We start from the raw sequence: 25257 nt of genomic DNA on the forward strand, positions 1-25257 counted from the left end.
GTGACCCACAGAACACCCCAGAGCGAGTGCCAACAACCGCCAGACAAATCTCAGAACGGACTCAGACCCTTCCCAGGGCTTCTGGCGGGCGGATGTGGTACAACATCATCGAGCCATGTTGGGACCACGAGCCCAGGAGGGAAGTCCAAATGCCCGCAGCAAACACCACCACCACCACCACCACAACCCGCCGCGGCTTCATCGCCGGATCACTCGCACTGGCAGGCACCGCTGGCGCAGCCAGCGCGGGCCTTCCCCTCACTTCTTCGCGCCGCGTTGGCCCGCGGGCCCAACGCCTCATCGACGCCGTCACGCGTGGCGACCACTCGACGGTCGATCGGGAACTGACACTCCAGCCCCAGCTGATCTCGACCCGCGACGACAAGGGCCGCGGCCTGTTCACGCTCGCCCTGGTGTGCCGGCATCCACGCGTGTGCGAGGTGCTGCGGCAGCACGGCCACGAGCCCGACCTGCACGAGTCGGCGGCCCTGCTCGATTGGGATCGCGTCGACGAGCTCGCCGCGGCCGACCAGAGCCGCGTGAACGAGACGCACCCCATCGGCGGCACGGCCATGTTCGCGGCGGCCTTGGGCGGGGCGGGATCGGACATGTGGCGCGTCTATCGCTACTGCGGCCTGCCCAACCGGCGGGCCGACGGCGGCGTCTCTCCCCTGCGCGCCGCGCTCGACCACCCCGCCCTGGCCACCGCGGAGCTGACCGCCGCCACGCTGCTGGGCAACGGGGCCGACGCGAGCCAGGTCGGCCCCGATGGATGGACACCGCTGCACGCCGCCGCCGCACGCGGCAGCACCGAGATCATCGAGATGCTGGTGCGCAAGGACGCCCCAATCGACGCGACCACGCCGCAGGGCCACCGCGCCATCGACCTGGCCGAACGGCTCGGCCACGAGGCCGCCGCCGCGATGCTGCTCGACCACGCCCGGATCCCCCGCGAGCACACCGCCGGCCGGCGGGCCCTCGACGCCAGCGGCGCGCCCTACGCACCGCCGGCCTTCGCGGACCTACCACTCCCCATCCGACGCGACTTCGTCGGCGCGGCGCACGGCAACCTGGCGGCGCTGAAGGAACGCGTGGCCGAGGACCCGCGCTTCGTGCATTCGGTGGCGACGACCAACGAGGCCGCCGTCGAGGCGGGCGCACACATGGGCAACGTCGAGATTGTGGAATACCTGCTTGATCTTGGCGCACCCTACGACCTCCCCACCGCCGTCATGCGCGGAGACGAAGCCACCGTTCGCGCCAGACTGAAAGCCGATCCGCAATCCGTCAACGAACGCGGGGCCCACGACTATCCGTTGCTGTGGTACCCATCCATAGGCCGCGGATCGCCCAAGATGGTGGCTATCGCCGTACTACTGCTCGACGCGGGCGCGTTGGTCGAGCGCCAGCACTACCTGGGCACGACCGCCCTGCACCTGGCCGCCCAGCGTGGCCACGCCGACCTTGCGGAACTGATGCTCGACCACGGCGCGAACCCGAATCGTGTTGGACGCAAATTCTCGGCCGAGGGCCAGACGCCGCTGCACCTGGCCGAGCGGGGCGGCCACGACGGCATCGCCGCCCTCTTGCGCTCGCGCGGCGCGACGGGCTGACGGCATAATCTCCCCCATGCCCGACGCCCCGCGCGCCCACGCCTACCGCATCGGCGAGTTCTGGTTCGACCCGCGGACCGGCGAGCTCGCCCCGCACGACAACGGCAAGGTTGCGCGAACGCTCGCGCCCCAGCCGGCTGGGCTGCTGTTGCTGCTGGCCGAGAATCCTGGCTCACTGGTCACCCACGAGACCATCCGCGACCGCCTGTGGCCCGATGCGCTCGTCGAGTACGACCAGGGCGTGCACCACTGCATGCGGCTCATCCGCTCGGCACTCGGCGACTCGGCCCGCAGGCCGGAGTTCATCGAGACGCTCCCCAAGCGCGGCTACCGGCTGCTGGCACACGTCACCCCTCCCTCCAACTGTGGTGATGCCCCGACCACGACCCCTCGCGAAGTACCCGCGCCATCGCCCACGAGCCGACCCGATCGCAAGAAGATGACCCTCGCCCTGGCCGCGAGCGCCGCGCTGCTCGCGCTCGTGGTTGTGTCCATCGCGAGGGTCGCTACGCCGTCACCGGACACCGTCACCGTCGGCATCATGCCGTTCGCCCATCCCGACGCGCCGTCGCTGTCTCGAGAGGCCGGCCCCATCGCCGAGCTGCTCGTCGCCGAGCTGACCACCAGCCCCGAACTGGCGATCATCGGCCCATCGACGACCCAACAGCACGCCGGCGCGCCGGGCCTGGAGGCCGTCGCGCGAGAACTCGACGCGGCCTACCTCGTGCATCCGAGGTTCGTCAACCAGGACGGCACGTGGCGCGTGCTCGTCGAGATCATCCGGGCCGCGGACGGTGCGCACGTCTGGACGGTGTGGCTCGACAGCCCGGTCGATGCGGATCAAGCCACCGCCACGATCGCTCGTGCCGTGCGCGACACCGCCGGCCGCTGACCGCACGCCGCCGGCCCGCTCCGGGCGGGCACGCCGTGCCCCGAGCCCGGCGGCCATCGCCCGCACCGCCGCCCCCCCCGGGGCGGGCCCGGCCACGATCGGGCCGCTCGGGCCGGCGACGACGACGCCAGACGGGGCGTGCGGTCGCCCGGCCGGGATGCCGGCGGCACGCGGGCCACCCTCCCCCGCCGCGAGGGCCCCGAGCGGCCCGAACCGACAGAATCGGCCCTCCGAAGCCATGAGCGGGACTCCTCGTCTATCGCGGTGCCCTGCCGGGCCCGAACTGGCCCCACGCGGGGGCCGGGTGCGGCCATGCGAGAGCCCGGTGGCACCAGTCGAGGACAACATAGTCCCAGTCGAGAGCAGCCTGGCACCAGCCGAGAGCCGAGTGGTGCCAGTCGAGAGCAATCTGGCACCAGTCGAGCGTCGCGTGGAGCCAGTCGAGAACAAAATGGCTGTAGTCGAGAGCAGAATGGTCCCGTTATCCGGGCCTTTTGGGGTGGGCGGGGCCGGGTCGCGGGCGGTTTCCCGGTCCGGGCAGGGCGCGGACGCGAGCCCTCGGGATGGCCGGGCCGCGTCAGGCCTTGGGCAGGTCCCACTCGGCGTCGAGGGTCTGGATGTTGTCGTCGAGGAGTTCGCCGCAGGTGCGTTGGAGGTCAAACCGAAGCAGTTCGGCGGCACTGTCGTAGAAAGACCGCGCAAAGAGCATGCGAGCGACCTCCTTCCGTCGCGACGCGGTGAGCCCGAGTGCCGTGCCAATGGCAACCGGGTTTTCGGAGACTTGCTTGCCCTGGTAAATGAAACGCGGATCGTGCAGATATCCCGGTCTGTATGGAAAACTCAGCAGTTTCATGTTCTCCTTATCAAACCCGAAGCCTAAAAAGCAAACCACCTGTGCCTGCGCAATCGCGTGGCGAGCTTGCTGATGCATTTTATTTGCTTCCTCGGAAGCTCGCTCGCCCACGAGCCGGAGGGTCTTCTGCCAGCGGGCGATGTCGTGCTCGCCGTATCTAACGTTAGAGTCCAACTCATTCCACCGCTCGTACGCCTGAACGGGATCGCCGGGCTTGTAGCCGGGTCCAATGTGTGGCATATCACCGACCGAGCCGTGCATATGGATGATCTGGCCTGGGTCAAGCTCCGCGTTTGCCTTGGCAGGGTCGTTCGCAAGCTCACGCGTCGAGAGCATCATGAAACACTCAAGCGATCGGTCATAATTGAAGGTCACAAAAGTGACCTTCCTTTCCGTAGGATCCTCTGCGGTTGGCCCCATCCGGTCGGCCAGCCAGTTGTAGAGCCGCGGCTGACGGAACAGCAAGTCCTGACGCTCGCAATGGCTGATGATCAGTCCAATCAACGCCGCACCGATCGGACGTTGCTCTGGGCGATGCTTCAGGAAGGTATCTATCGAGTACGTCCCGCTCCGCATGAAGCTCTTGCCGAAGTCTTTCAGCCGCTTGTCGCTGTAGTAGACTTGGAGCAGGTCGTCTCGATCCGACCAGAGCGCGTTCCATACATCGCGAAGCGCCTCCGTCGCGTCGTCCGGACATCGCTCATCCAACGCAAGCGCGATGATCGCACTGCGAAGCTGCGAGCCGAGCGGGAAGCCGTACTCGCAGCTCGCGCCGGCGCCGAGGATGAAGACGGTTTTCTTGCGGATCATGACACGCAGGATAGAAGGCCGTTGCGTCGTGGGCGGTGCCGCGCCGGCCCGGCCAGAGGACTCAGCCCAGCACGAACCTCGGACGCTCGGCCCGGAGCATCTGGAAGGGGCTCAGCCACGCCGCGCCCACACCCTGGCACGCGTCGGGGATCTTGACCGAATGCTTGGAGTTGGCCGGGCGTTCGCGGGTCACCAGCGTGTGCTTGCCGGCAAGGGCGTGGGCCACGAGGAACGAGTCGGCCGTGTCCAGGAAGGTGTTCTTGGCCGCCTGGCTGTAGACGGGGTGGGCGTCGGTCCACTCGGCGACCGTCGCGTAGGCCGCCAGGACCTCGGCGGTGTCCTTGAGAAAGAAGCCGTCGTCGAGCCCGTCGGCCCACACGCTCAGATCATCCTCGCCGGTGGCCATCTCGCTCGCGATGCGCTCGATGCTGTGCACGCGGCCCGCTCGATGGGCGTCCACGAGCCAATCCCAATACGCGGGGCAGAAGCTGGGCTGGTAGTAGAGGTTGGCGGCCTCGATGAACACGTTGGCGTCCAGCAGGTAGGCCATCAGAACTCGACCCCGACCTGGGCGCTCAGCTCGCGGAAGGTCTTCATGTTGTTGAAGCCCAGAAGCCCGAACGCCTCGGTGAACGTCGAGCGCCCCTCCAGCGTGCTCACGGCCACGGCCCGGGCGAACCGCTCGCCCACGCGGGCCAGCGTGGTGCGGTAGAAGTCCCCGCCGCTGGACGAGCCAACGCGTCGCAATCGGCCGATCTCGGCGTCGTACGCCCCCTCGAACGCGTCGCGGTTCAGCAGGCCCGCGTCGAGCAGCCGGCGAAGGATGACCAGCGTGCTGACCTTGAACTTCCTGGCCATCCGTTGCGTCTCGCGTTCCAGATCGTTCGAAGGGTCGAACGCCGCCGCGATCTCGTTCAAGGGAACCAGAAGCTCGGCGGCCACGGCGTTGCACCATGCTTCGGTCCTTTGGGTCGGCATGGCGCGTGGGCCCGCGTCGGACAGGGCGCTCTGGCCCAGCCACAGGTGGGCCAGCTCGTGGGCCAGCGTGAACATCTGCGCGCTCTTGGTGTCCTTGCCGTTCACGAAGACCAGCGGCGCGAGGTCGTCGGCCAGCGCGAAGCCGCGGAACTCGTCGGGGTTCAGCGGCCGCTGGGTGTTGCTGGCGACGATGCCGCTGGCCATGACCAGCACGCCCGCGTCCTGGGCCTGCTGGCGGAACTGCCTGAGGGCCATCTCCCACGTCGGGAAGCTGGCCCGCTCGGCGACGCTGAACCGCAGCAGGTCACGCATGCGGCCGGCGATGGCGGCCGGGTCGTCGGTCAAGGCCGCCGTGCCCGCGAACGCGACGGGCTCCAGCCCGCTGCTGCGCGCGTACCGCTGGTACCACTCCTGGCGGCGCTGGCAATCGTGGATCGTGTCCAAGAGCTCGGGCGAGGGCCTTCGCACTCCTTTCCCCGCCACCGTGCGGAAGTCGGGGATGGGCACCGGTTCTTCCGGCGGTGTGCCCAGGAAGAAGTATCCCAGCGGCGCGTGCGTCGCCCGGGCGAAGCCCTCGAGCTGCTTGAGCGTGGGCTGGGCGTCGCCGGCCAGCCACTCAGCGAGCTTACCGAATCGGTGCTCGAGGTCGGCCGGCTCCTTGCGAGCGCGGTCGAGCGCCCACTGGAGCATCGCCGGCTTGACTGGTACGCGGAGTGTCGCCATGGTTCCCCTGCCCACGAGGCTCGTGGCCCCGGGGCCATCGTAGTGCCCAGTGGCCGCCGTTTGTTCGGACCACGGCCGTGACCACAGTTTTCGGGCCTTAGCGTTCTTGCTCTCCAATAGGGAGCGTGCCGCCCTGCCGGTTTTGACCCGGCATCGCACGCTCGGAAGGGCACTCCTGCCCGGCATGATCCGCCCACTCGGTGCCACCACACCCCACAAGCAAAATTTTTCTCCAATCGGAGTGAAGTCGCGTTCTTGACTTCCCGACATTGCTCCTGTGGGGCGGCACGGTCGCCGCCCGAGATTCTTTCAAGGCGCGGGACGGAACTCGCGCAAGGAGTTTCCAATGGTGATCCCTGTGAAGAAGTCCGAAGAGCTCGCGTTCTTTGAGCAGCGAGCCCCCATCTGGGAGGCCAACGCCGCCCAGCTCAACCTGTCGATCGAACGCACCGCCGAGCTGACGGCGCTCACGAACGCGGCGCGCGCGGCGTACGACCAAGCCCAGAGCCTGCGCTCGCAAGCGAAGGCCGCCACGAGCGCGCAGAACCAGGCGCTCACCGCGATGCACAATCTCGGGGCCGAGCTCATCAAGAGCATCCGCACCACCGCCGAGCTGGAGAACGACCCCAGCCTCTACGGCATCGCCCAGATCCCCGAGCCGAAGGATCCCGCGCCCATCCCGCCCGTCGAGGCGAGCAACCTGAGCTTCGACCTCTTGAACGACGGCGCCCTCGAGCTGGCCTGGGACGGCCGCGTCTCGACCGGCACAACATATATCGTCCAGCGCGCCATCACGCCCGCCGGCGGCAGCCAGGGCACCTACCAGGACCTCGGCTTCGCCGACGAGAAGCGCTTCGTCGACACGACCATCCCCGCGGGCACCGAACGTGCCAGCTACGTCGTGCGCGCCAAGAAGGGCGGGACCATCACCGCCGGCACCGCGCCCATCACCGTGCGATTCACCATCGGCGGCAACGGCCAGGCGGTGGCCGAGGCGGCGTGATGGCCTCGCTTGGTCGGGCGGAGCCCTCCCGGCGCGATGGGTAGAGCTTTGTAGGAATGGTAGTTCGAAGAGTCGGGAGAAGGGCAAGGGTCGGCGTTGGTCGACCCTTTGTTCTTTATCGTCTCGGCGGCGGGCCCGTGCGGCTACACCGTGATGCGTCGGAAGTACTCGGCCGCCGGCTCGCGATACAGCCCGCGATCGGCGAACCGCGTGGCGAACCCCTCGGCCAGGGCATCAACGAGCACCAGCGCGAAATCACCAGACAATTCGAAGCCCGCATCATCCCACTCGACTCGGAATCGCAGATACCACCGACGAGAACGATCCTCGACGCCGCAGTACACCAAATCGTCCTCGGGCGTCGCGACCAGCAGGTCTCGCGGCGAGGAAACATCGCTGAATAGCCGCGCGAAAACCACCGACCCGACGAAAAAGTGCAAGCCGTCGTGCTGCAGCCAATCGTGGAATCGCGTCAACTCCGCGTGCGGATCGACATTATGCAAGAAGGCAACCACGTCCTTCAGCAACGCGGACAACCGGGCCGCCGGCATCGGCTCGCACCAGAAGCACACGCCGTCGATGGGCTCGTAATCGTATTGGGTTGCCATGGTCGCCCCGATCTAATCGAACCGCAGCGCCTTCACCGGGTCCATCCAGGCAGCTCTGGCCGCGGGAACCAGCGCACCGACGACGCTCGCGATGATGCCCCCCGCGACGATGATGACGAACTTCCTTGCGTCCAGGTCCGTGGGGATCGTCGTGAAGTAGTAGACGTTGGGGTCCCACACCTGCACGCCCAGGGCCTTGCCCAGCCACTCGTGGATGGGGTTGATGTTCGTGACAACCAGGGCCGCGAGCCCCGCGCCGAGCGCGCTGCCCACGATGCCGATGGCCAGGCCGTAGCCCACCCACACCGCCGCCACGCCGGTGCCGCTGGCGCCGATCGCACGGAGCACGCCGATGTCGCGCGTCTTCTCGCTGACCATCGCCCAGAAGATCGCCAGAACCAGGAACACGCTGGTCAGACTGACAACACCGAAGATGAACAGAACTAAGGTTGTCTCCTTCTGCACCGCCCCGATGAACATCGCGTTGCTCTGCTCGTACGTCTGGATGCCGATCGTCCGCGGCGTGGGGACCTCGCCTCGGTGGGCCTGCTCGAACTCGGCGTACACCGCGTTGGCGGCGGCCTCGAGTGCCTCGGTGCTCACGCCCGGCGCGGCGCGCACCAGGATGTCGGTCACCCGCGCCGGGCTCTCGCCGATGATGGTCGGCTTCACCGGGCGCTCGACGCCATCGGGACCGATCTCGACCGCGTACGGATTGCTCGTCGGGTCGATCCTGCGCGCCGCGCCCATTTGCAGCAGGTCTTGCAGCGCATCGAGGGGCACCAAGGCGAAGTGTGAGTCGTACGCGTAGTTGCCGGTGGCCAACTCGTTGGCGATAGGGAACTCGATCGTGCGTAGGTCGAGCGCGCCGGCACCCTCCTGGCCCAGTGGCAGCACGGTGAGGCGGACACTCATCTCCGGAAGGAACGAGCGATCGATACGAACCCCGCCATTAGCAAGCCGCTGACTGCTGAAGCGAGGTACGTAAAAGTTTCCGGGGTTCACGCGCCAGTTCCAACTCGTCGCGGCGATACCCGTCACCATCGCCGCGTCGCCGTCGGGCGTGCGCAGCGTCCGTCCTTCGGCCAGCCAGCGTTCGAGATCGGCTCGGTTCGCCGGCTCGCCCCTCGGGTCGAGCAGCTCCGGCTGGCCGTCAGCGTTGAGCGGCACGGGGCCCGTGTGCGGCTCGATTGGCCGCCAGTACAGGCTATCTTCGTACACCGTCGCCCGGGCGTAGCTGGCCGGCTCCACGCCCAGAAGCTGCACGCTCACAGGCCGATCGTCGGGCAAGCCCAGGATCGCCAGCGTTTCGATGAGAGGCGAGGCGTGCTCGACCGCCGGATCGGCCTCCAGCCGCCCGACCAAGTCCTCATAGTGCCCAAAGCCCACGTGCTCCCAGGTGATGCGCAGGTCGCCGTCGGTCTTGCGGCCCTCGTTGACGAGCATCGTGAGGAACCCACCCATGACCGACCACACGATGAGCTCGGTCGCCACGCTCAGGGTCACCGCCATCGCCGCCAGCAGCGGGATGGCCTTGGTCGTCAGGTACTTTCGGGCCAGCAAAGCGGCGTACATGGCCCCAGTGTAGAGCCCCCCAAGGCCCACCACCGCCCAATAACCGCGTAACCCCGGTCGGGCCAAGGGGGTATGGTCACCCATGAAGCCGTTCCCATCAATGCCGCGTCTCTCTCTCGCCGGCGGAGCCTCGCTCCTGATGCTGGCCGGGCTCGCCGCCTGCGCCAGCACGAGCAACCCCGCCGGCAACCAGCACCCACCCCAAGCCGGCCAGCCGCCGCGCACGATCCTGACCGAGAGCCCCACGGCGTCGAGCTTCGTCGCCGTGAGCGGCCGCTCGGGGGCGCTCATCGTCGATCGTTCCCGCATCGGCCGCACCGCGAGCGACCGGCCGATCTACGTCTACCGCGTCAGCCAGGGCCAGGGCGACCCCGACACCAAGCCCGGGCTGCTCATTGTCGCGGGCATCGACGGGCGGCACACCAGCGGGCCGGCGATCGCCCGAGAGCTCGTGGGCCACCTCGAACGCGAGGCCGACCTGGAGCACGCGACCGTCTACGTGATCCCCCGCGTCAACCGCGACGCCCAAGACCGCGACGACTCGGGCCACGCCGTCCCCGGCGGCACGCTCACCAAAGAAGACGCCGACCGCGACGGCCGCCTCGACGAGGACGGCCCGCAGGACCTCAACGGGGACGGGCACATCACCATGATGCGCACCACCGAGCCCTCGCCCAAGTACGGCATCACGCTCACCCACGTGGTCGACCCCGACCAGCCGCGCCTGATGCGTCGCGCCGACGCGAGCAAGGGCGAGGTCGCCACCCACGCCATGCTGCCCGAGGCCAGCGACCAGGACGGCGACGGAGCAATGGGCGAGGACGGCGCCGGCGGCGTCGACCTCAACAAGAACTTCCCCTATCGCTGGCCCGAGTACGCCAACGGCAACGGCGCGTATCCGCTGAGCGAGCCCGAGAGCAAAGCGCTGGCCACCTGGCTGTTGGGCAAGCCCAACATCATGGCCACGATCGTCTACGGCCCGCACGACACCATCATCAACGTGCCCGCCGCCAACGGCTACGACCACACCGGCCGCGTGCCCAAGGGCCTGGAGCGCGCCGACAAGGAGCTGATGGACCGCCTGAGCGAGCAGTACAAGGAATCCACCAAGCTCAAGCAGGCGGAGAAGGAAAGCCTCGACGGCTCCTTCGCCGGCTGGGCGTACGCCCACCTCGGGCTGGTGACGATCGCCACCAACCCCTGGCAGCGCCCCGAGCCACCGAAAGAAGAGGGCGAAACAGACGAGGGTGCCGATGAGCAGGAAGAGCAGCCCGCCGAAGAGCCCAAACCCGACGAGCCGCCCTTTGTCATGATCGGCGACTTCAAGCTCGTACTCACGCAGGACGCCATCCAGGGCGCGATGTCCGAGATCCAGAGCATGAGCCCGCAGGAGCAGGAAGCCCGCATGGAAGCCTTCCAGGCCCTACCCGCCGAGACGCAGCAACGCGTCATGACCATCGCCCAGGGCGCGCCCGACCCGATGGCCGAGCAAGAAGAATCGAAGCCGCAGCGACCCACGCGAGCACCGCGCAAGACCGGCAAGGCCTCCGACGACGCGAAGTGGCTCGCCTACGCCGACCGTGTGGGCGAGGGCTACGTCGACTGGCAGCCCTACGACCACCCGCAACTGGGGCCGGTCGAGATCGGCGGCTTCGTGCCGGGATTCAAGATGAACGCCCCGCAAGACGCCCACGAGGGCATCATCGAGGCCCAGGGCGAGTTCATCGAGCAGTTGCTCGCGATGCTGCCCCGCGTGGTCATCGAGGATCCCGTGGTCGAGAAGGTCGAGGGCGGCGTGTGGCGCGTGAGCATGACCGTCCGCAACGACGGCGAGCTGCCCACCCGCACGGCTCTGGGCGCCAAGGCCCGCCGACTCACCCCGTACGTCCTCGCCCTCGACGTTCCGCAGGACACCCTCATCGCCGGCTCGACCATCAACCGCACCGACAGCATCGCACCGGGCGAGACCATGCGGGCCGAGTGGCTCGTGCTGGCCGACGACGGATCCACGCTGAACGCCCAGCTCCGCACCGAAGAGTTCGGCACGACCGACATCGAGATCGAACTGGCCGAGGGAGGCAACCAATGAAACTCTATAAGAACCTCAAGACACTCCTGACCATCGCCGCCCTCTGTGCAACACCCGCGCTCGCGCAAGACACGCCCGCCGCCCAGGACGGCAGCCAGCGGTACAACCCCGACTTCAAGGTCGACATCGCCTGGAACCGCTATTACGACTACGACCAGATCGTCGACCTGCTCAAGCAGATCGAGGCGGCCCACCCCGACCTGGTCACCCTCAAGAGCCTGGGCAAGAGCCTGCAAGGCCGCGACGTCTGGCTGGCCATCGCCAACAACCCCGAGACCGGCAAGGACACGACCAAGCCGGCCATGTACATCGACGGCAACATCCACGGCAACGAGATCCAGGCCGCCGAGACCGTGCTCTACTCGCTGTGGATGCTGGTTGAGAGCCACGGCAAGAACGAGAACCTGACCGAACTGCTCGACGGCGCGAGCTTCTACTTCGTGCCCGTCACCAACCCCGACGGCCGCGCATGGTGGTTCGCCGAAGCGAACACCCCGAGTTCCAGCCGCCACAACCAGCGCCCCGTCGACAACGACCGCGACGGCCAGGCCGACGAGGACGGCTACGACGACCTCGACGGCGACGGCTCCATCACCCAGATGTGGCGCAAGCGCGAGGGCGGGCCATTCAAGCGCAGCGAGACCGACCCGCGCCGCTTCGAGCGCGTCGGCCCCTTCGAACTCGGCGACTGGGAGTACCTGGGCTCCGAAGGCATCGACAACGACGGCGACGGCCGAATCAACGAAGACACCCCCTTCGCCGACGACATGAACCGCAACTGGCCGGGCGACTGGCAGCCCAACTACGCCCAGTTCGGCGCGGGCCCCCACCCCTTCAGCGCGCCCGAGACCCACGGCGTGGGCAAGTTCATCCTCACCCGCCCCAACATCGCCGCCGGCCAGAGCTACCACAACTCGGGCGGCATGATCCTGCGCGGGCCGGGCGACCAGAGCCGCGGCAGCTTCTACGACCGCTCCGACAGCCGCGTGTACGACCACATCGCCGCAACCGGCGCCCAGATGCTGCCCTACTACCGCGACATGGTCATCTGGGAAGACCTCTACGGCGTCCACGGCGGCCAGGTGAACTGGCTGGCCGAAACCCTGGGCATCGTCAGCTTCACCAACGAGTTGTGGACCAACAACAAGCGCTACCAGGGCGAGGCCGCCCGCGAGAGCGAAGACCAGCAATGGCTCTGGCGAGATCACATGGTCTTCGGCACCGAGTTCACCGACTACACCGAGTACGACCACCCCGAGTACGGCCCCATCCTTGTCGGCGGAACCAACCGCTGGGGCTCGCGCCAGACGCCCACGTTCCTGCTCGAAGAAGAGGCCCACCGCAACTTCGCCTTCACCATGTACCACGCGCGCCAGATGCCGCTGCTGCGCTTCGGCCGCGTTGATATCGAGGAACGCTCGCCCGGCCTCTGGCAGGTGGACGTGGCCATCCGCAACGAGCGCCACATCCCCACGCGCCTCAGCGTCGCCCGCCGCAACAACATCGGCCGCAACGATCTGCTGCACTTCGAGGGCGAAGGCGCCAACATCGTCACCGCCGGCCGCGTGCGCGACTTCAACGACAAGCAGATGAACGAGATCCGCTTCGAGCCCGAGCGCATCCAGCTCAACGGGGGCATCGGCGGCATGGGCGAGACCATCTTCCGCTACCTCGTCAGGGGCGACAAAGGAAGCACCTTCACTCTGCGCTACCAGGCCGAGAAGGCCAAGGACATCGAGCGCACCTTCACCCTCGAACCCACCAGCGAGCCCACGCCCAAGCCGCTGGGGCCCTGATTCCTTACCAGTCCCGTGTCAGCCCGCCGCATCCACCCGGTCCGCCGGGTCGGGCTGCGCGCGCCGGCCGGTGATCAGCCGCGCCCCGCGGCTCCAGAAGATGTACAGCCACGACCATTCCAGGATCGCGAACAGCTTACTCCGGAAGCCGATCAGGAACGAAACGTGGACCACCGACCACAGCACCCACGCGGCAAAACCACCAAAGCGGTACGAGCCGATCTCCGCCACGGCCCGCGCCCGGCCGATGGTCGCCATCGAGCCCTTGTCCCGATAATGGAACGCGCCCAGCTCATCACGTGAATGGCCGGCGAGTTCCGCCGCGATCAGGCGCCCCACGAACCGACCGGCCTGCATCGCCGTCTGCGCCACCCCCGGCACTATCTCACCGGTCTTCGGGTCCGCGTACGCCATCAGGTCACCAACGACGTACACGTCTCGATACCCGGGCACCGACAAGTCTTGCTCAACTTCCACGCGCCCCATGTTGTCCTTGGGCACGTTAAGCGTCCCAACCACCGACTCGGCCTTCAGCCCCGCAGCCCACAGCACGCAACGGCTGCCGATACGCCGCGCGTCTTCGCCCGTTCCAATAGTCACGCCATCCTCATCGACCACCGACGCCATCCCGCCCAGAACCACCTCAACACCCAGCTTCTCCAGGTCCCGCTTCGCACGCTCGGACAATTCCTCGTGGAACGTCGGCAGCACGCGATCGGCCCCCTCGACCAGCACGACCATGGCCGTCCGCGTGTCCACACGCCGGAAGTCCCGCGGGATCGATTGCGTGGCGATCTCGGCGATCGCGCCCGCGAGTTCCACACCCGTGGGTCCCGCCCCGATGACCACGAATGTCAATTCCGCCCGACGCGCGTCATCATCGGACTCGACCTCGGCCGCCTCGAAGGCCAACAGCACTCGGTGGCGGATCTCCAGCGCATCGTCCACCGACTTCAGCCCGGGCGCAACGCCCGACCACTCGTCGTGCCCGAAGTAGTTGTGCCTCATGCCGCACGCCAGCACCAGGGAATCGAACGGCAGCTCGTGCCCGCCGATTCGGATCGACTTCGCGTTAGCGTCGACCGACTCGGCCTCCCCCATCACCACCGTGCAGTTGCCCTGCTTGCGCATGATCCGCCGGATCGGTGCCGCGATGTTCGCCGGTGAGAGCGCCGCCGTCGCCACCTGGTAGAGCAGGGGTTGGAACAAGTGGTGATTCCGCCGATCGACCAACACCACGTCGGCCTCGGCCCGCCCGAGCGCTCGCGCGCACGCGAGCCCGGCGAACCCTCCGCCCACAATCACGACCACCGGCCTCTTGCTCGTGCTCATCCGTCCATCGTAGAACGATGCCGCGCCACGACCTCGCCTGCCAACCGCTGGAGTTCCCCTTCCTCACCATGATCGCCGGCCAAGGCTCTCAACGCCACCAGCAACCGAACGGACTGCCCGTGCGTGCGCCCCAACCGCTCGATCGCGTTCCCCGCCGCGATCACCGCGTTGCGCTTCATCATGCCAAGCTTTGCACGCTTCATGGCACTCTTCGCGAACGCCGCCCGCCGGGCGTCCTCGTCCCACCGCATGACATCGACCAGATCGAACGACGCCCGTTCCCCCGCGTACTCGGTGTTCGCTTCGCCCACATCGCCCGACCTTGGCGAGTTGTGCGGGCACACCTCCTGGCACACGTCGCAACCGAAGATCCACTCACCCATCCCTCGCTCAAGCTCGGCTGGGATCGGTTCGCGCCGCTCGATCGTCAAGTAACTGATACACCGGCTCGCGTCCACGCTGTAGGGCGTGATCGCATCGGTCGGGCACGCGTCAATACACCGCGTGCAGGTGCCGCAATGATCGACCTCTTCGCCGCTGCACAGCTCGAGTTCCAGCGTCGTCAGCACGCCGCCCAGCAGCATCCAGCTCCCAATCTTCGGATGAATCAGCAGCGTGTGCTTGCCGACCCAACCGAGCCCCGCAGCGAGCGCAAGTTCCCGCTCATGCACGGGCGCGGTGTCGACAAACGCCCGCGTGCGCGCTCCAGGCCACAGTTCACCAATCTCGTCGCACAGCGTGTGCAGCCGCTTCTTCATCACCTTGTGATAATCACCGCCGTATGCATACCGCGCGACCCGGCCGTGCCCATCCGGCGGGTCATCGGCATCGCCGTTCCGCGTGGCGTACAGGTCGGCCACCATGATGGCGGCTCTCGCGCCCTCGAGCATGTGGGACGGATCGGCCTTCAGGTCCGCGTGCCGAGCCAGGTACTCCATCGACCCGTGCTTGCCCTTCGCGAGCCATTCCCGCATCTCGGCTTCGTGGCGCAAGGGCCCAACCGGAGCAACACCGGCCAGAGCAAAGCCAAGCTCCCGGCAACGCTCCAGCACCAGCCTCGTGCGGTCGCTCGTGTTCGTGGCGTCAGACCGCCCCGGCCGCCTGCGGCGCGGCGGCCTTCTTGCTGCCCGTCGCACCAAGCCAGCCGTAGATCGTGCGAATCGCCTCGGGCAGCACCGTCTCGGCCGGGGCGAGCGACTCGTCCCAGGCCGCGTCCCATTCGTAGTTCAGCCAGCCGTCGAAGTGCCCGTACGACACGAGCGCATCGACGAACGCCCTGGCCTGGCTGTTGCCCGTGCCCAGCGGCACGCAGCCGCCCTCGCCCATGTCCTTGAGCCGGGCGATCCTCAGCCGGCGCCCGAGCGTGCGGATCGCCTTGGCGTAGTCATCGCCGGCCGCCAACCCAACGGCGTTGTTGTAGCACGCGGCCAGCAGCGGGCTGTCGACCATGTCGACGATCTCGCGCAGGTCCTCGGCGGTGCGGAAGCTGCCGCCATTCTCAAGCACGATCGTCACGCCGCGATGCCGCGCATGATCCGCGATGGCAGCCAATCGTCCGGCAATCAGCCTCAGGCTCGTGATCCGCTTCTCGCCCTCGGGCACCTCGAACCCGAACACCCGCACGCTCGTGGCACCCACCATCGAGGCGTAGTCCACAAGCCGAGTCGCCTGCCGCGTCACGCGCTCCTGATCGAAAAGGAACGTCCGGCCCACAACGTGCGGCCGCACCGGCTGGTCGAGCGAGATCGACGTCGCCAGGCCGCACACGTCCACGCCAAGGTCGCCGAACGTGCCCGCGACCTTCTTCGCGCTGGTCATCAGCGGGTCGCACACGAACTTCCGCGAGTCGTAGCCGAAGGTGCGGAGTTCCACACCATCGAAGCCGAGCTCGGCTGCCGTGCGTGCCACACGCTCAAGAGACCACTTCGGGCAGGCAACCGTACTGAATGATGTGCGAATCATGGAGTGGATCCTATCGCCGAGGGCGCGGAAAGCATCGGGTTTGTCCCCAAGGGACATTCCCTTGGATGCCGACCGAAACCGCTCCGGCCCGGATGGTACGGCCGGCCCAACGCCGGTCAACGCCCGCCCGGCCTGCCCCGAACCACCAAAACGGGCAAAAACTACCGATTACGCCGATGCCGCGATCCCCATTCGCCCGATGATCGGCCCTCGCACGAGCCAGCCTGCCGCGAGGAAGGGAAGTTAGGAAAGTGCGACCCCAAGGTGCCGCCCACGCTTCTTCGCGCGCGCCGCAAGTGAATCTCGCTCCTGCTTTATGAACATGGCTATCCAACCGCGACAGACCGCACGACCCGCAAGACCGATCGCCGTCGGGGCCAGCCTGGCCCTGATCGCCTGCGCCCTGGGCGGCTGCTCCTCACCCGATCGGGCCGACGGCCCGCCGCAGGCCCGGTCGTACGCCCCCACCGTGTGGCAAGCCACGCCATCGGCCTTGCACGAACCCCGCGTCGCCCGGGATGGCCGCTAGCTCTCTCAGGGCTTCTCGGTCGGTAGGCCGGCCTCGTTCCACCCGCGATACCCGCCGTCCATCGAAATCACGTTGGTGTAGCCCATCTTCTTGAGGTTGTCCGCCGCCAGGGCCGAGCGGTACCCGCCCCCGCAATAGAGGATGATGGTCGCGTCGGTGTCGGGCAGCTTCGCCTCGGCGTCGCGCTCGATCACGCCCTTGCCTAGGTGCATCGCATACGGCAGCCGGCCGTTCGCGTACTCGCTCTCCTCCCGCACGTCGACGAACTGGACGTCCTCCCCGGCCTCGCGCATCTGCCACGCCTGGTCGACCGTGCATTCCTTGATCCGGCTCTTCGCGTCGTTGACGATGGCCAGGAATTTTTCCGAGTGACTCATGGCGATACCTCCACTGGGCCCGCTCAGCCTAGCCGATCCGGCCGAGCCCGATTTGCTGTTGGCACCCAGCCCCAATACGCTTTAGGGTAATGCCCAACACCCAGCCGAACCCGCACCAAAACCGAGCCAGCCGAGCGTGAGTACCTCCGTCGCCATCGCTGGTGCCACGGGATATACCGGGCGGGAACTCATCCGCCTGGTACTCGCCCACCCAACGCTCGACTTGGCCGGCGTCTTCGCCTCGCCGGGCGGCAGCAACGTGGGCAAGCGGGTCGAAGAGGTCTTCCCAGAACTGCGGGGGCGCACCGACGCGACTTTCGCCCCAGGCAGCCCCGAGGCGATCCTCGCATGCTCGCCCCAGGTCACGTTCCTCTGCACGCCGCACGAGGCCAGCGCCACCCTCGCGCCGGCCCTGCTCGGCCCATGCGCCATCGTGGCCGACCTCTCGGGCGCCTTCCGAATGCCAGCCCATCTCTACCCCAAGCACTACGGCTTCGAGCACCCAACACCCGATTTGCTCGACAAGGCCGTCTACGCGCTACCCGAGCGCAACCGAGATGCCATTACCACGGCCAACCTCTTGTCGTGCCCCGGTTGCTACCCCACCGCCAGCCTGCTGCCGCTCTGCCCGCTCGTCGAGGCCGGACTCCTCGCCGAGGGACGCACGCCGTTCATCGACGCCGTCAGCGGCATCACCGGCGCGGGCCGCACGCCCTCGCCGCGCAACATCTTCGGCGAGGTCAGCCTCCGGCCCTACGGCGTGTTCGCCCACCGCCACCAACCGGAAATCGCCGAGCACGCCCGCACCCGCGTGCTGTTCACGCCCAGCGTGGCCCCCTTCGCCCGCGGCATGCTCGCGCTGGTCCACGTCGATCTGAAGCCAGGCGTCACCGAGAACGACATCCGCGATGCACTCGGGGCCGCCTACGGCCTGAGCCCCTTCGTGCGGTTGCTGCCCAAGGGCACCTGGTCCAGCGTTGCCGCCGTCGAGCGCACAAACTTTGCCGACATCGCCTTCACATACGACGAAGAAGCGAACCACGCCATGCTGAGTTGCACCCTCGACAACCTGCTCAAGGGCGCTTCGGGCCAGGCACTCCAGGCCGTCAACATCCGTCTTGGTCTCGATGAACGCGCGGGCCTCATGCCCGGCGTGGCGGGCACGCCCGCCGAGGGGGTCGCATGAACGCCGTCGTCGTCAAGCTCGGGGGCCGCGGTGTAGACGCGGCCGTCTCGCGCGAGCCCATCATCGACGCGCTCGCCCGCCTAGCCGCCCACGAACGCCTCGTGATCGTCCACGGTGGCGGCGCGGCCATCGACGCCCGGCTCGAACGGCTAGGCATAGAGGTCCGCCGTGTACAGGGCTTGCGCATCACCGACGAAGCCACCATGAACGAGGTCGTCGCCACGGTCGGCGGCGTCGTCAACCACGCCCTCGTCGGTGCCCTGATCTCACGCGACATCCATTGCACGGGACTCACCCTCGCCGGCGCGGGCGTCCGTGCCCAACTGCATCGCCCCGTTGACGGTGTCGACCTGGGCCGGGTGGGCGTGGTCGACCCCGACGAGGACGCCCACGATGTCGATGGGCTGCTCGCCCTGCTCAGCGCGGGCGTGCTTCCGGTCGTGTCGTGCGTTGGTGCCGACGAGGACGGCCGCCCGCTCAACGTCAATGCCGACGATGCCGCCGCGGGCGTGGCCGGCGCGCTCGGTGCCAGCCAACTCGTGCTGCTGACCGACACGCCCGGCGTGCTCGACGCCAACGGTGGACTCATCGAAGAACTCGATCGCCCCGAGATCGAACGCCTCATCGACAGCGGCATCATCGCCGGGGGCATGATCGTCAAGGTCCGCGCCGCCGTCGACATGGCCGCCCGCCTGCACGCACCGGTGCGCATCGCTTCGTGGACCGATGCCGACGCGCCATGGTGGCGCGAGCCCAACGCCCCCGGCGGCACCATCATCCGCGATGGCAAGCCGGCCTCGCTGGGAGCTGGGAATGCCTGACACCATCGTCAAGCCCGCTTCGGCGGGGGTGCCGCGCAGCCTCCTCTCCTCCGCCCAACTCGACGCGCCCGAAATCCAGGTCGTCCTCGACCTCGCACGCCGGATTCGCCACGACTGGCCCACGCCCCCGCGCACGCTCGAGAACAAGGCCATCGCCCTGGTTTTCGAGAAGCCCTCCCTGCGCACCCGCATCAGCTTCGACATCGGCCTCAGCCGCCTGGGCGCCAACGTGACCTACCTCGACCAATCGGGCTCGCCAATCGGCGACCGCGAGTCAATCAAGGACTTCACGATGACCCTCGAGCGCTACGCCGACGCCATCGTCGCCCGCGTGCGCCGCCACACCGTGCTCGAACAGATGGACCGCCACTCGAGAGTCCCGATCGTCAACGCCCTGAGCGACCTCGAACACCCATGCCAGGCGCTGGCCGACGCGCTCACCATCCGGACCGTCTACGGCCGCCTCAAGGGTGTGAAGATTGCCTACATCGGCGACGGCAACAACGTCTGCAATTCGCTCATGCTCACCATGGCCGCAATGGGTGCCATCGTCACCATCGTCGCCCCAAGCGCCTACGAGCCCGACCACGAGATCCTGGCCCGTGCCCGGCAGCGCGCCGAAGGATCGGGCGGCGCCGTCAACCTCGCGACCGATCCCGACGCGATCGCCGGCCACGACGTGGTCTACACCGACACCTGGGTCTCGATGGGCAGCGAGAGCGAGCGCGACGAGCGCGTCGAGGCGTTCCAGCGATACCGCGTGACCAAGGAGTCCATGCTCCGTGCGGCCGTCGGCGGCAAGCAACCCTCCTTCATGCACTGCCTGCCCGCCTTCCGAGGTGTCGAGGTCGACGACGCCGTCATCGACGGCCCCGGCTCGCTCGTCTACGAGCAGGCCGAGAATCGCATGCACGCACAGAACGCGTTGCTCACCATGCTGCTGAGCAACGGCAAGAACACGAACGGAGCCACCCCATGACCCAGCGCAAGGTCGTCCTTGCCTATTCCGGCGGCCTCGATACCTCGGCCATCGTGCCCTGGCTAGTCGAGAATTACGGCTTCGAGGTCCACTGCATCGTCGCCAACGTGGGGCAAGGCGCCGAAGAGCTCGAGGGCGTCATCGAGAAGGCCCACAACACCGGTGCCGCAAGCTGCAAGGTCGCCGAACTCAAGCAGGAATTCGTCGAGGACTACGTCTTCCCCACGCTCATCGCCGGCTGCCAATACGAAACCACCTACCTGCTGGGCACCGCCATCGCCCGCCCGGTCATCGCCAAGGCCCAGGTCGAGTACGCCCTGGAAGTCGGCGCAGACGCGGTCTGCCACGGCTGCACCGGCAAGGGCAACGACCAGATCCGCTTCGAGGCCGGCTTTGCCGCCCTCGCGCCGCACATGGAGATCATCGCCCCCTGGCGCATCTGGGACATGCACTCCCGAGAAGACCTGCTCGACTATCTCGCCGAGCGCGACATCAAGAGCACCGCCAGCGCCACAAAGATCTTCAGCCGAGACCGCAACCTCTGGCACATCTCCCATGAGGGCGGGCCCATCGAAGAACCCTGGAACGCGCCGCCGACCGACGTGTGGATGATGAGCCGCAACATCGAGGACACGCCCGACCAGCCCGAGGTCGTCCGCCTCACCTTCGAAGACGGCCGCCCCATCGCGCTGGACGGCAAGCCCACCGACGGCGTCACGCTCATCGAGACGCTCAACGAGATCGCCGGCCGCCACGGCGTGGGCCGCGTCGACATCATCGAAGACCGCGTCGTGGGCATCAAGAGCCGCGGGCTCTACGAAACCCCCGCCGGCACCGTGCTCGTCAACGCCCTGCGTTCCCTCGAAGAGCTCGCCTTCGACCGCGACGTGCGACGCTATCGCGAGCACATGGCCACCACCTTCGGCGAGCTGGTCTACGCCGGCAAGTGGTTCACCCCCCTGCGCCAGGCCCTGAGCGCCGCCGCCGAGTCGATGGCCTCGCGCCTCACCGGCGAGGTCGCCGTCCGACTGTTCAAGGGCCACGCCACCGTCGAGCAGCGCAAGTGCGACGCCGCGCTCTACGACCCGGGCCTGGCCTCCTTCAGCGACACGCCGCTGTACGACCAGAAGCACGCCGGCGGGTTCATCCGCCTATGGACCCTGCCCCAGCGCGTCGAGGCCCTGCGCCTCCAACGCGACGCCCACGAGCCCGAGGCTCCCGCCCGGATCATCCCATGACGGAACAGAAGCCCGCGGCCATGTGGGGCGGCCGCTTCGACGAGCCGCCCGACGAACTCTTCAAGCGCTTCAACGACTCGCTGCCCATCGACTGGCAGATGGTCCAGCACGACATCACCGCGTCCATCGCCTGGGCCCAGGAGATCCAGGCCGTCGGCGTGCTGAGCGAGGACGAGTGCCAGCGCATCACCGCCGGCTTGCGCGAGGTAGCGGCGCACGCCGCCTCCCTCCCGGGCGCACCGGTCGAGTCCGGCTTGGAAGACGTCCACACCTGGGTGGAACACGAACTGGTCCAACGCCTGGGCGACCTGGGCAAGAAGCTCCACACCGGCCGCAGCCGAAACGACCTGGTCTCCACCGACTTCCGTCTGTGGACGCGCGAGTGCATCAACCTTCGCCGCGCCGAACTGGCCGACCTCCGCCGCGCGCTCATCGACATCGCTTCCAAGCACTCGGCCGACCCAATGCCCGCCTACACCCACCTCCAGCCCGCCCAGCCCGTCACCATCGGCCACTGGGCGCTGGCCTACGAGGCCATGCTCGCCCGCGACAGCGCGCGCCTCGCCGACGCCCTCGACCGTGTGAACGAGTGCCCGCTGGGCTGCGGGGCGCTCGCGGGAACCGCCTACGACATCGACCGCCACCGCCTGGCGCGCAACCTCGGCTTTGCGCGCCCCAGCACCAACAGCCTCGACGCCGCCAGCGACCGCGACTTCGCGCTCGAAACGCTTGCCGTCTTCGGTGCGTGCGCCATCCACCTCTCGCGCTTGGCCGAAGACATGATCATCTACAACAGCGCCGAGTTCGCGCTCGTGAGGCTCAGCGACAAGGTCACCACCGGCTCGTCGCTCATGCCGCAGAAGAAGAACCCAGACGCTCTCGAACTGATCCGGGGCAAGTCCGGCCGCATCGCGAGCGCGCACAACCAGTTGCTCATCCTCCTGAAAGCCCAGCCCCTGGCGTACAACAAGGACAACCAGGAAGACAAGGCCGCCCTCTTCGACGCCGCCAGCGAACTGAGCATGTGCCTGCGCGTCGCGACGCTGGTGATCGACACCACCACCTTCGACCTCGACCGCTGCCGCGCGCGCGCCGCAGCCGGCTATGCCAACGCCACAGAACTGGCCGACTACCTCGTTGCCAAGGGCATTCCCTTCCGCGAAGCCCACGAGGTTGCTGGCAAGGCCGTCCGCGTCGGCCTCGATGCCAACAAGCCGCTCGAAGACCTGCCCCTCGAAACCCTGAAGGCCGTCCACCCCGCGATCGACGCCGACGCCTACGAGGCCCTCACCCTCGAAGCCACGCTCGGCAAACGCTCGGCAATCGCTGGCACGGCACCAGCAAGGGTTCATGAAGCAGTCGCCGCGGCTCGGGCACGGCTCGATGACGAGTCAGGGTCATCCTGATCATCGCGGGATGAGCACAACTAAAATACCCCAAATATCCTACCTTAACATCGGCGGAGTTCACCCAATTCTGTCCCATGCGCACCCAAAAGTGCCCATGATTGCTTGAGAATTCCGAAAGTTCGGCTTGCATGAGAGGTCGATTCTCGTTAACCTCTCCATTCCCGTCGCGACGCCGCCCCCCCTCGTCGCAAACCCTGACGGCCATGGCCATGGGATCGGACACCCAAGGCCACCGCCGCACGAGGAACCCTCCCAAGATGGTCTCTCCCTCACCCCTCAAACGGGCACGGTTGGCCTGCCTCGCCACCGTGCTCGCGCTGGCCGGCCTGCCCGCCGCAGCCAGCGAATTGTCGTTCTCTCCCGACCCGTACACAACCCTGCAACTGCGATACGCCGCGTTCGACCCCCTCGACACGATTCCTGCCATCCCCGCGGAATTGCGGGCCGGCGCGCAACCGGGCGTGTACATCGTCCAACTTGCCGATCACGCCACCGATGCCTCACGAGACGCGATGACCAGAACCGGCGCGCGTCTGGGCCGCTTCCTGCCCCACAACGCCTACATCGTGCGCATGGACGAACGCACCGCCGCCACCGTGCGCGCGATGACAGCGGTGCGGTGGGTCGGCCCCTATCACCCCGCGTACAAGCTCGACGAGCCGCTGCTCCAGGCCATCGTGCTGGGCGCGAGCTTCGACAGCCCGACGCGATATTCCATCCAGATGCTCGAACGTGGGCCCGCGAACCAGAACGCCGTCGCGCAAAAGATCGCCCAAGTGGGCGGCGTCGTGCATGGCTCTGAGCCAAAGGGCTACCGCATCGAGGCCACACTGGACCTGGCCCAGCTCGCGGCGATCGCCCATCGGCCCGAAGTCCTGTTCATCGACGCCAAGGGCGCGCCCGAGGACGACATGGACCTGGTCCGCATGTTCAGCGGCGGCGACAGGCTTCACGATCTGGGCTTCTCGGGCGAGGGCGTGCGCGGCGAGGTGCTCGACGGTGGCCTGCGCCTGACACACCGCGACTTCCAGGCGCGCCCCCCCATCATCCATGGTGCCAACAGCCCGGTGACCTCCCATGGCACCTCGGTATATGGCATCGTGTTCGGCGACGGAGCCGCCGACGCGACGTACACCGGCATGCTGCCCCAGGCCCAGGGCATCTTCGCCAGCTATCCCGAGTTGGGCTTTTTGGGCGAATCCCCCACACGCTACGACCACACCGCCGAGCTGGTCGACGAGGACGGCCCATACCGCGCTGTCTTCCAGACCAACAGCTGGGGCGACCCACGCGAGACCGACTACACCACCATCTCGGCCCAGATGGACGACATCGCCTTCCTCAACGACATCCTCATTACACAGAGCCAATCGAACTCGGGCACGCGCGACTCGCGCCCCCAGGCGTGGGCCAAGAACATCGTCTCCGTAGGCGGCATCAACCACGAGAGCACCGTGCCACGCTCGGACGACTTCCATTGGTCCGCAAGCACGGGCCCAGCCGCCGACGGTCGCGTGAAGCCCGACCTGTCACACTTCTACGACAGCATCGAGACGACCAGCAGCGCCGGACCGAGCGAGTACACAGTCTTCAACGGCACGAGCGCCTCGACGCCTATCGTGGCCGGTCACTTCGGCATCCTCTACCAGCTCTGGGCCGAGGGCGTGTTCAACAACGCCATCGATCCCACTGGTGACGTGTTCGAGAATCGCCCCAGCGCCATGACCGCCAAAGCGATGATAATCAACAGCGCTCGCCCCTGGCCGATCTCCGACGAGATCTCCCGGGCGGAGCAGGGCTGGGGCCCGCCCGACGTGTCGAACCTGCTCGATTCGCGACACAGCCTGTTCATCGTCGACCAATCGCGCACGCTGCTGCGCGCCGGCGATCGGGCCGAGTACAGCGTGAACATACCATCACACGCCAGGCGGCTTCGCGTGACGCTGGCCTATCTCGACCCCGCGGGCAACCCGGCCGCCCGCGTCCACCGCATCAACAACCTCGACCTGCGTGTCATGTCTCCCACCGGAGAGGTCTACCACGGCAACGTCGGGCTCGATGCGGGCCTGGTTTCGCTCCCAGGCGGCCGGCCCAACTCGATCGACACCGTCGAAAATGTGTTCCTGACCGGTGCGACGCCCGGTACGTGGAAGGTCGAGGTCCTCGCTCGCGAGATCAACGAAGACGCCAACCTGGCCACACCCGGCATCGATGCGCACTACGCGTTGGTCATCTTCGGTGGGAGCACGCTTCCCATCTGCGATGCCGACTTCGACGGCGACGGCAAGCTCACCATCTTCGATTTTATCGCGTACCAAGACGCGTTTACTTCGGGTGATTTGAGTGCCGACTTCGATCGTGACGGCGTGTTGACCGTGTTCGACTACCTGCTCTACCAGTCTCGATTCACCATCGGCTGCGACGCCTAAACGCACCAACAGCCCATACACAAATTCCTCCCGCGCCGGCTGCCAGCCGGCGCGG

General features: G+C 67.5%; 21 protein-coding genes. 12 read left to right on the forward strand and 9 right to left on the reverse strand.

From position 1 onward, the window contains the following. Positions 1 to 149: 149 nt before the first annotated feature. Complete coding sequence (locus tag NCW75_11755) at positions 150 to 1613, forward strand: ankyrin repeat domain-containing protein (protein UYV11967.1); 1464 nt, start codon at positions 150 to 152, stop codon at positions 1611 to 1613. Between the two features lie 16 nt (positions 1614 to 1629). Then, positions 1630 to 2505 (forward strand): winged helix-turn-helix domain-containing protein, encoded by an 876-nt coding sequence (locus tag NCW75_11760; protein ID UYV11968.1) that lies wholly within the window; start codon positions 1630 to 1632, stop codon positions 2503 to 2505. A 577-nt stretch (positions 2506 to 3082) separates the two neighbouring features. Here NCW75_11760 and NCW75_11765 read toward each other — a convergent pair. The 3 genes from NCW75_11765 to NCW75_11775 all read right to left on the reverse strand — a co-directional run bounded on the left by NCW75_11765 (position 3083) and on the right by NCW75_11775 (position 5869). Next, positions 3083 to 4168, reverse strand: coding sequence for a hypothetical protein (locus NCW75_11765; protein ID UYV11969.1), 1086 nt, complete (start codon positions 4166 to 4168; stop codon positions 3083 to 3085). 61 nt (positions 4169 to 4229) lie between these two features. Beyond that, entirely contained in the window at positions 4230 to 4718 is a 489-nt protein-coding gene (locus NCW75_11770) for a DUF4411 family protein (protein UYV11970.1), read from the reverse strand. Beyond that, the gene (locus tag NCW75_11775; GenBank protein ID UYV11971.1) at positions 4718 to 5869 is read right to left on the reverse strand and encodes an ImmA/IrrE family metallo-endopeptidase; all 1152 of its coding nucleotides are present in this window, start codon (positions 5867 to 5869) and stop codon (positions 4718 to 4720) included. The genes NCW75_11770 and NCW75_11775 overlap by 1 nt, the downstream gene beginning before the upstream one ends. A 346-nt stretch (positions 5870 to 6215) precedes the next feature. Between NCW75_11775 and NCW75_11780 the strand changes: the two genes are divergently transcribed. Then, on the forward strand, positions 6216 to 6872 hold the full coding sequence (locus tag NCW75_11780; GenBank protein ID UYV11972.1) for a hypothetical protein: 657 nt from the start codon (positions 6216 to 6218) through the stop codon (positions 6870 to 6872). A 143-nt stretch (positions 6873 to 7015) separates the two neighbouring features. Here NCW75_11780 and NCW75_11785 read toward each other — a convergent pair whose 3' ends face one another. Both NCW75_11785 and NCW75_11790 read right to left on the reverse strand, forming a co-directional pair. After that, positions 7016 to 7480: a hypothetical protein gene (locus NCW75_11785; protein UYV11973.1), complete on the reverse strand. Its 465-nt coding sequence runs from the start codon at positions 7478 to 7480 to the stop codon at positions 7016 to 7018. A 12-nt stretch (positions 7481 to 7492) separates the two neighbouring features. Then, positions 7493 to 9055, reverse strand: coding sequence for an FtsX-like permease family protein (locus NCW75_11790; GenBank protein ID UYV11974.1), 1563 nt, complete (start codon positions 9053 to 9055; stop codon positions 7493 to 7495). Between the two features lie 82 nt (positions 9056 to 9137). Between NCW75_11790 and NCW75_11795 the strand changes: the two genes are divergently transcribed. Both NCW75_11795 and NCW75_11800 read left to right on the forward strand, forming a co-directional pair. Continuing rightward, the gene (locus NCW75_11795) at positions 9138 to 11144 is read left to right on the forward strand and encodes a hypothetical protein (protein UYV11975.1); all 2007 of its coding nucleotides are present in this window, start codon (positions 9138 to 9140) and stop codon (positions 11142 to 11144) included. Next, positions 11141 to 12940 carry a M14 family metallopeptidase gene (locus tag NCW75_11800; protein UYV11976.1) on the forward strand — a complete coding sequence of 600 codons (1800 nt, stop codon included), beginning with the start codon at positions 11141 to 11143 and terminating at the stop codon, positions 12938 to 12940. The genes NCW75_11795 and NCW75_11800 overlap by 4 nt, the downstream gene beginning before the upstream one ends. An 18-nt stretch (positions 12941 to 12958) precedes the next feature. Here the strand turns inward: NCW75_11800 and NCW75_11805 are convergent, their stop codons facing one another. Genes NCW75_11805 through NCW75_11815 form a run of 3 tightly spaced genes read right to left on the reverse strand, consistent with a single transcriptional unit; the run spans position 12959 to position 16234 of the window. Beyond that, positions 12959 to 14272 carry an NAD(P)/FAD-dependent oxidoreductase gene (locus NCW75_11805; GenBank protein UYV11977.1) on the reverse strand — a complete coding sequence of 438 codons (1314 nt, stop codon included), beginning with the start codon at positions 14270 to 14272 and terminating at the stop codon, positions 12959 to 12961. Then, on the reverse strand, positions 14269 to 15324 hold the full coding sequence (gene queG, locus NCW75_11810) for a tRNA epoxyqueuosine(34) reductase QueG (protein ID UYV11978.1): 1056 nt from the start codon (positions 15322 to 15324) through the stop codon (positions 14269 to 14271). Before queG ends, NCW75_11805 begins: the two co-directional genes overlap by 4 nt. A 31-nt stretch (positions 15325 to 15355) precedes the next feature. Next, positions 15356 to 16234, reverse strand: coding sequence for a sugar phosphate isomerase/epimerase (locus NCW75_11815; GenBank protein UYV11979.1), 879 nt, complete (start codon positions 16232 to 16234; stop codon positions 15356 to 15358). 322 nt (positions 16235 to 16556) lie between these two features. Here NCW75_11815 and NCW75_11820 point away from each other — a divergent pair, with 322 nt between their 5' ends. After that, positions 16557 to 16763, forward strand: a complete 207-nt coding sequence (locus NCW75_11820) for a hypothetical protein (protein UYV11980.1) — start codon at positions 16557 to 16559, stop codon at positions 16761 to 16763. A gap of 5 nt (positions 16764 to 16768) precedes the next feature. On the opposite strand, the gene NCW75_11825 is transcribed toward NCW75_11820, so the two are convergent. Continuing rightward, positions 16769 to 17140 carry a rhodanese-like domain-containing protein gene (locus tag NCW75_11825; protein ID UYV11981.1) on the reverse strand — a complete coding sequence of 124 codons (372 nt, stop codon included), beginning with the start codon at positions 17138 to 17140 and terminating at the stop codon, positions 16769 to 16771. Between the two features lie 136 nt (positions 17141 to 17276). Here NCW75_11825 and argC point away from each other — a divergent pair, with 136 nt between their 5' ends. The 6 genes from argC to NCW75_11855 all read left to right on the forward strand — a co-directional run bounded on the left by argC (position 17277) and on the right by NCW75_11855 (position 25202). After that, positions 17277 to 18326, forward strand: coding sequence for an N-acetyl-gamma-glutamyl-phosphate reductase (gene argC / locus NCW75_11830; protein UYV11982.1), 1050 nt, complete (start codon positions 17277 to 17279; stop codon positions 18324 to 18326). Then, entirely contained in the window at positions 18323 to 19147 is an 825-nt protein-coding gene (gene argB, locus NCW75_11835) for an acetylglutamate kinase (GenBank protein ID UYV11983.1), read from the forward strand. The genes argC and argB overlap by 4 nt, the downstream gene beginning before the upstream one ends. Next, positions 19140 to 20126 (forward strand): ornithine carbamoyltransferase, encoded by a 987-nt coding sequence (gene argF / locus NCW75_11840; GenBank protein UYV11984.1) that lies wholly within the window; start codon positions 19140 to 19142, stop codon positions 20124 to 20126. Before argB ends, argF begins: the two co-directional genes overlap by 8 nt. After that, a complete protein-coding gene (locus NCW75_11845; protein UYV11985.1) occupies positions 20123 to 21364 on the forward strand; it encodes an argininosuccinate synthase in 1242 nt (413 codons plus the stop codon). Before argF ends, NCW75_11845 begins: the two co-directional genes overlap by 4 nt. Next, positions 21361 to 22770: an argininosuccinate lyase gene (argH, locus tag NCW75_11850; protein ID UYV11986.1), complete on the forward strand. Its 1410-nt coding sequence runs from the start codon at positions 21361 to 21363 to the stop codon at positions 22768 to 22770. The genes NCW75_11845 and argH overlap by 4 nt, the downstream gene beginning before the upstream one ends. A 206-nt stretch (positions 22771 to 22976) precedes the next feature. Further along, positions 22977 to 25202, forward strand: coding sequence for a S8 family serine peptidase (locus tag NCW75_11855; protein ID UYV11987.1), 2226 nt, complete (start codon positions 22977 to 22979; stop codon positions 25200 to 25202). Positions 25203 to 25257: the final 55 nt, after the last annotated feature.

The sequence above is a fragment of the Phycisphaera sp. genome (genome assembly GCA_025916675.1).
GTDB lineage: Bacteria > Planctomycetota > Phycisphaerae > Phycisphaerales > UBA1924 > JAHCJI01.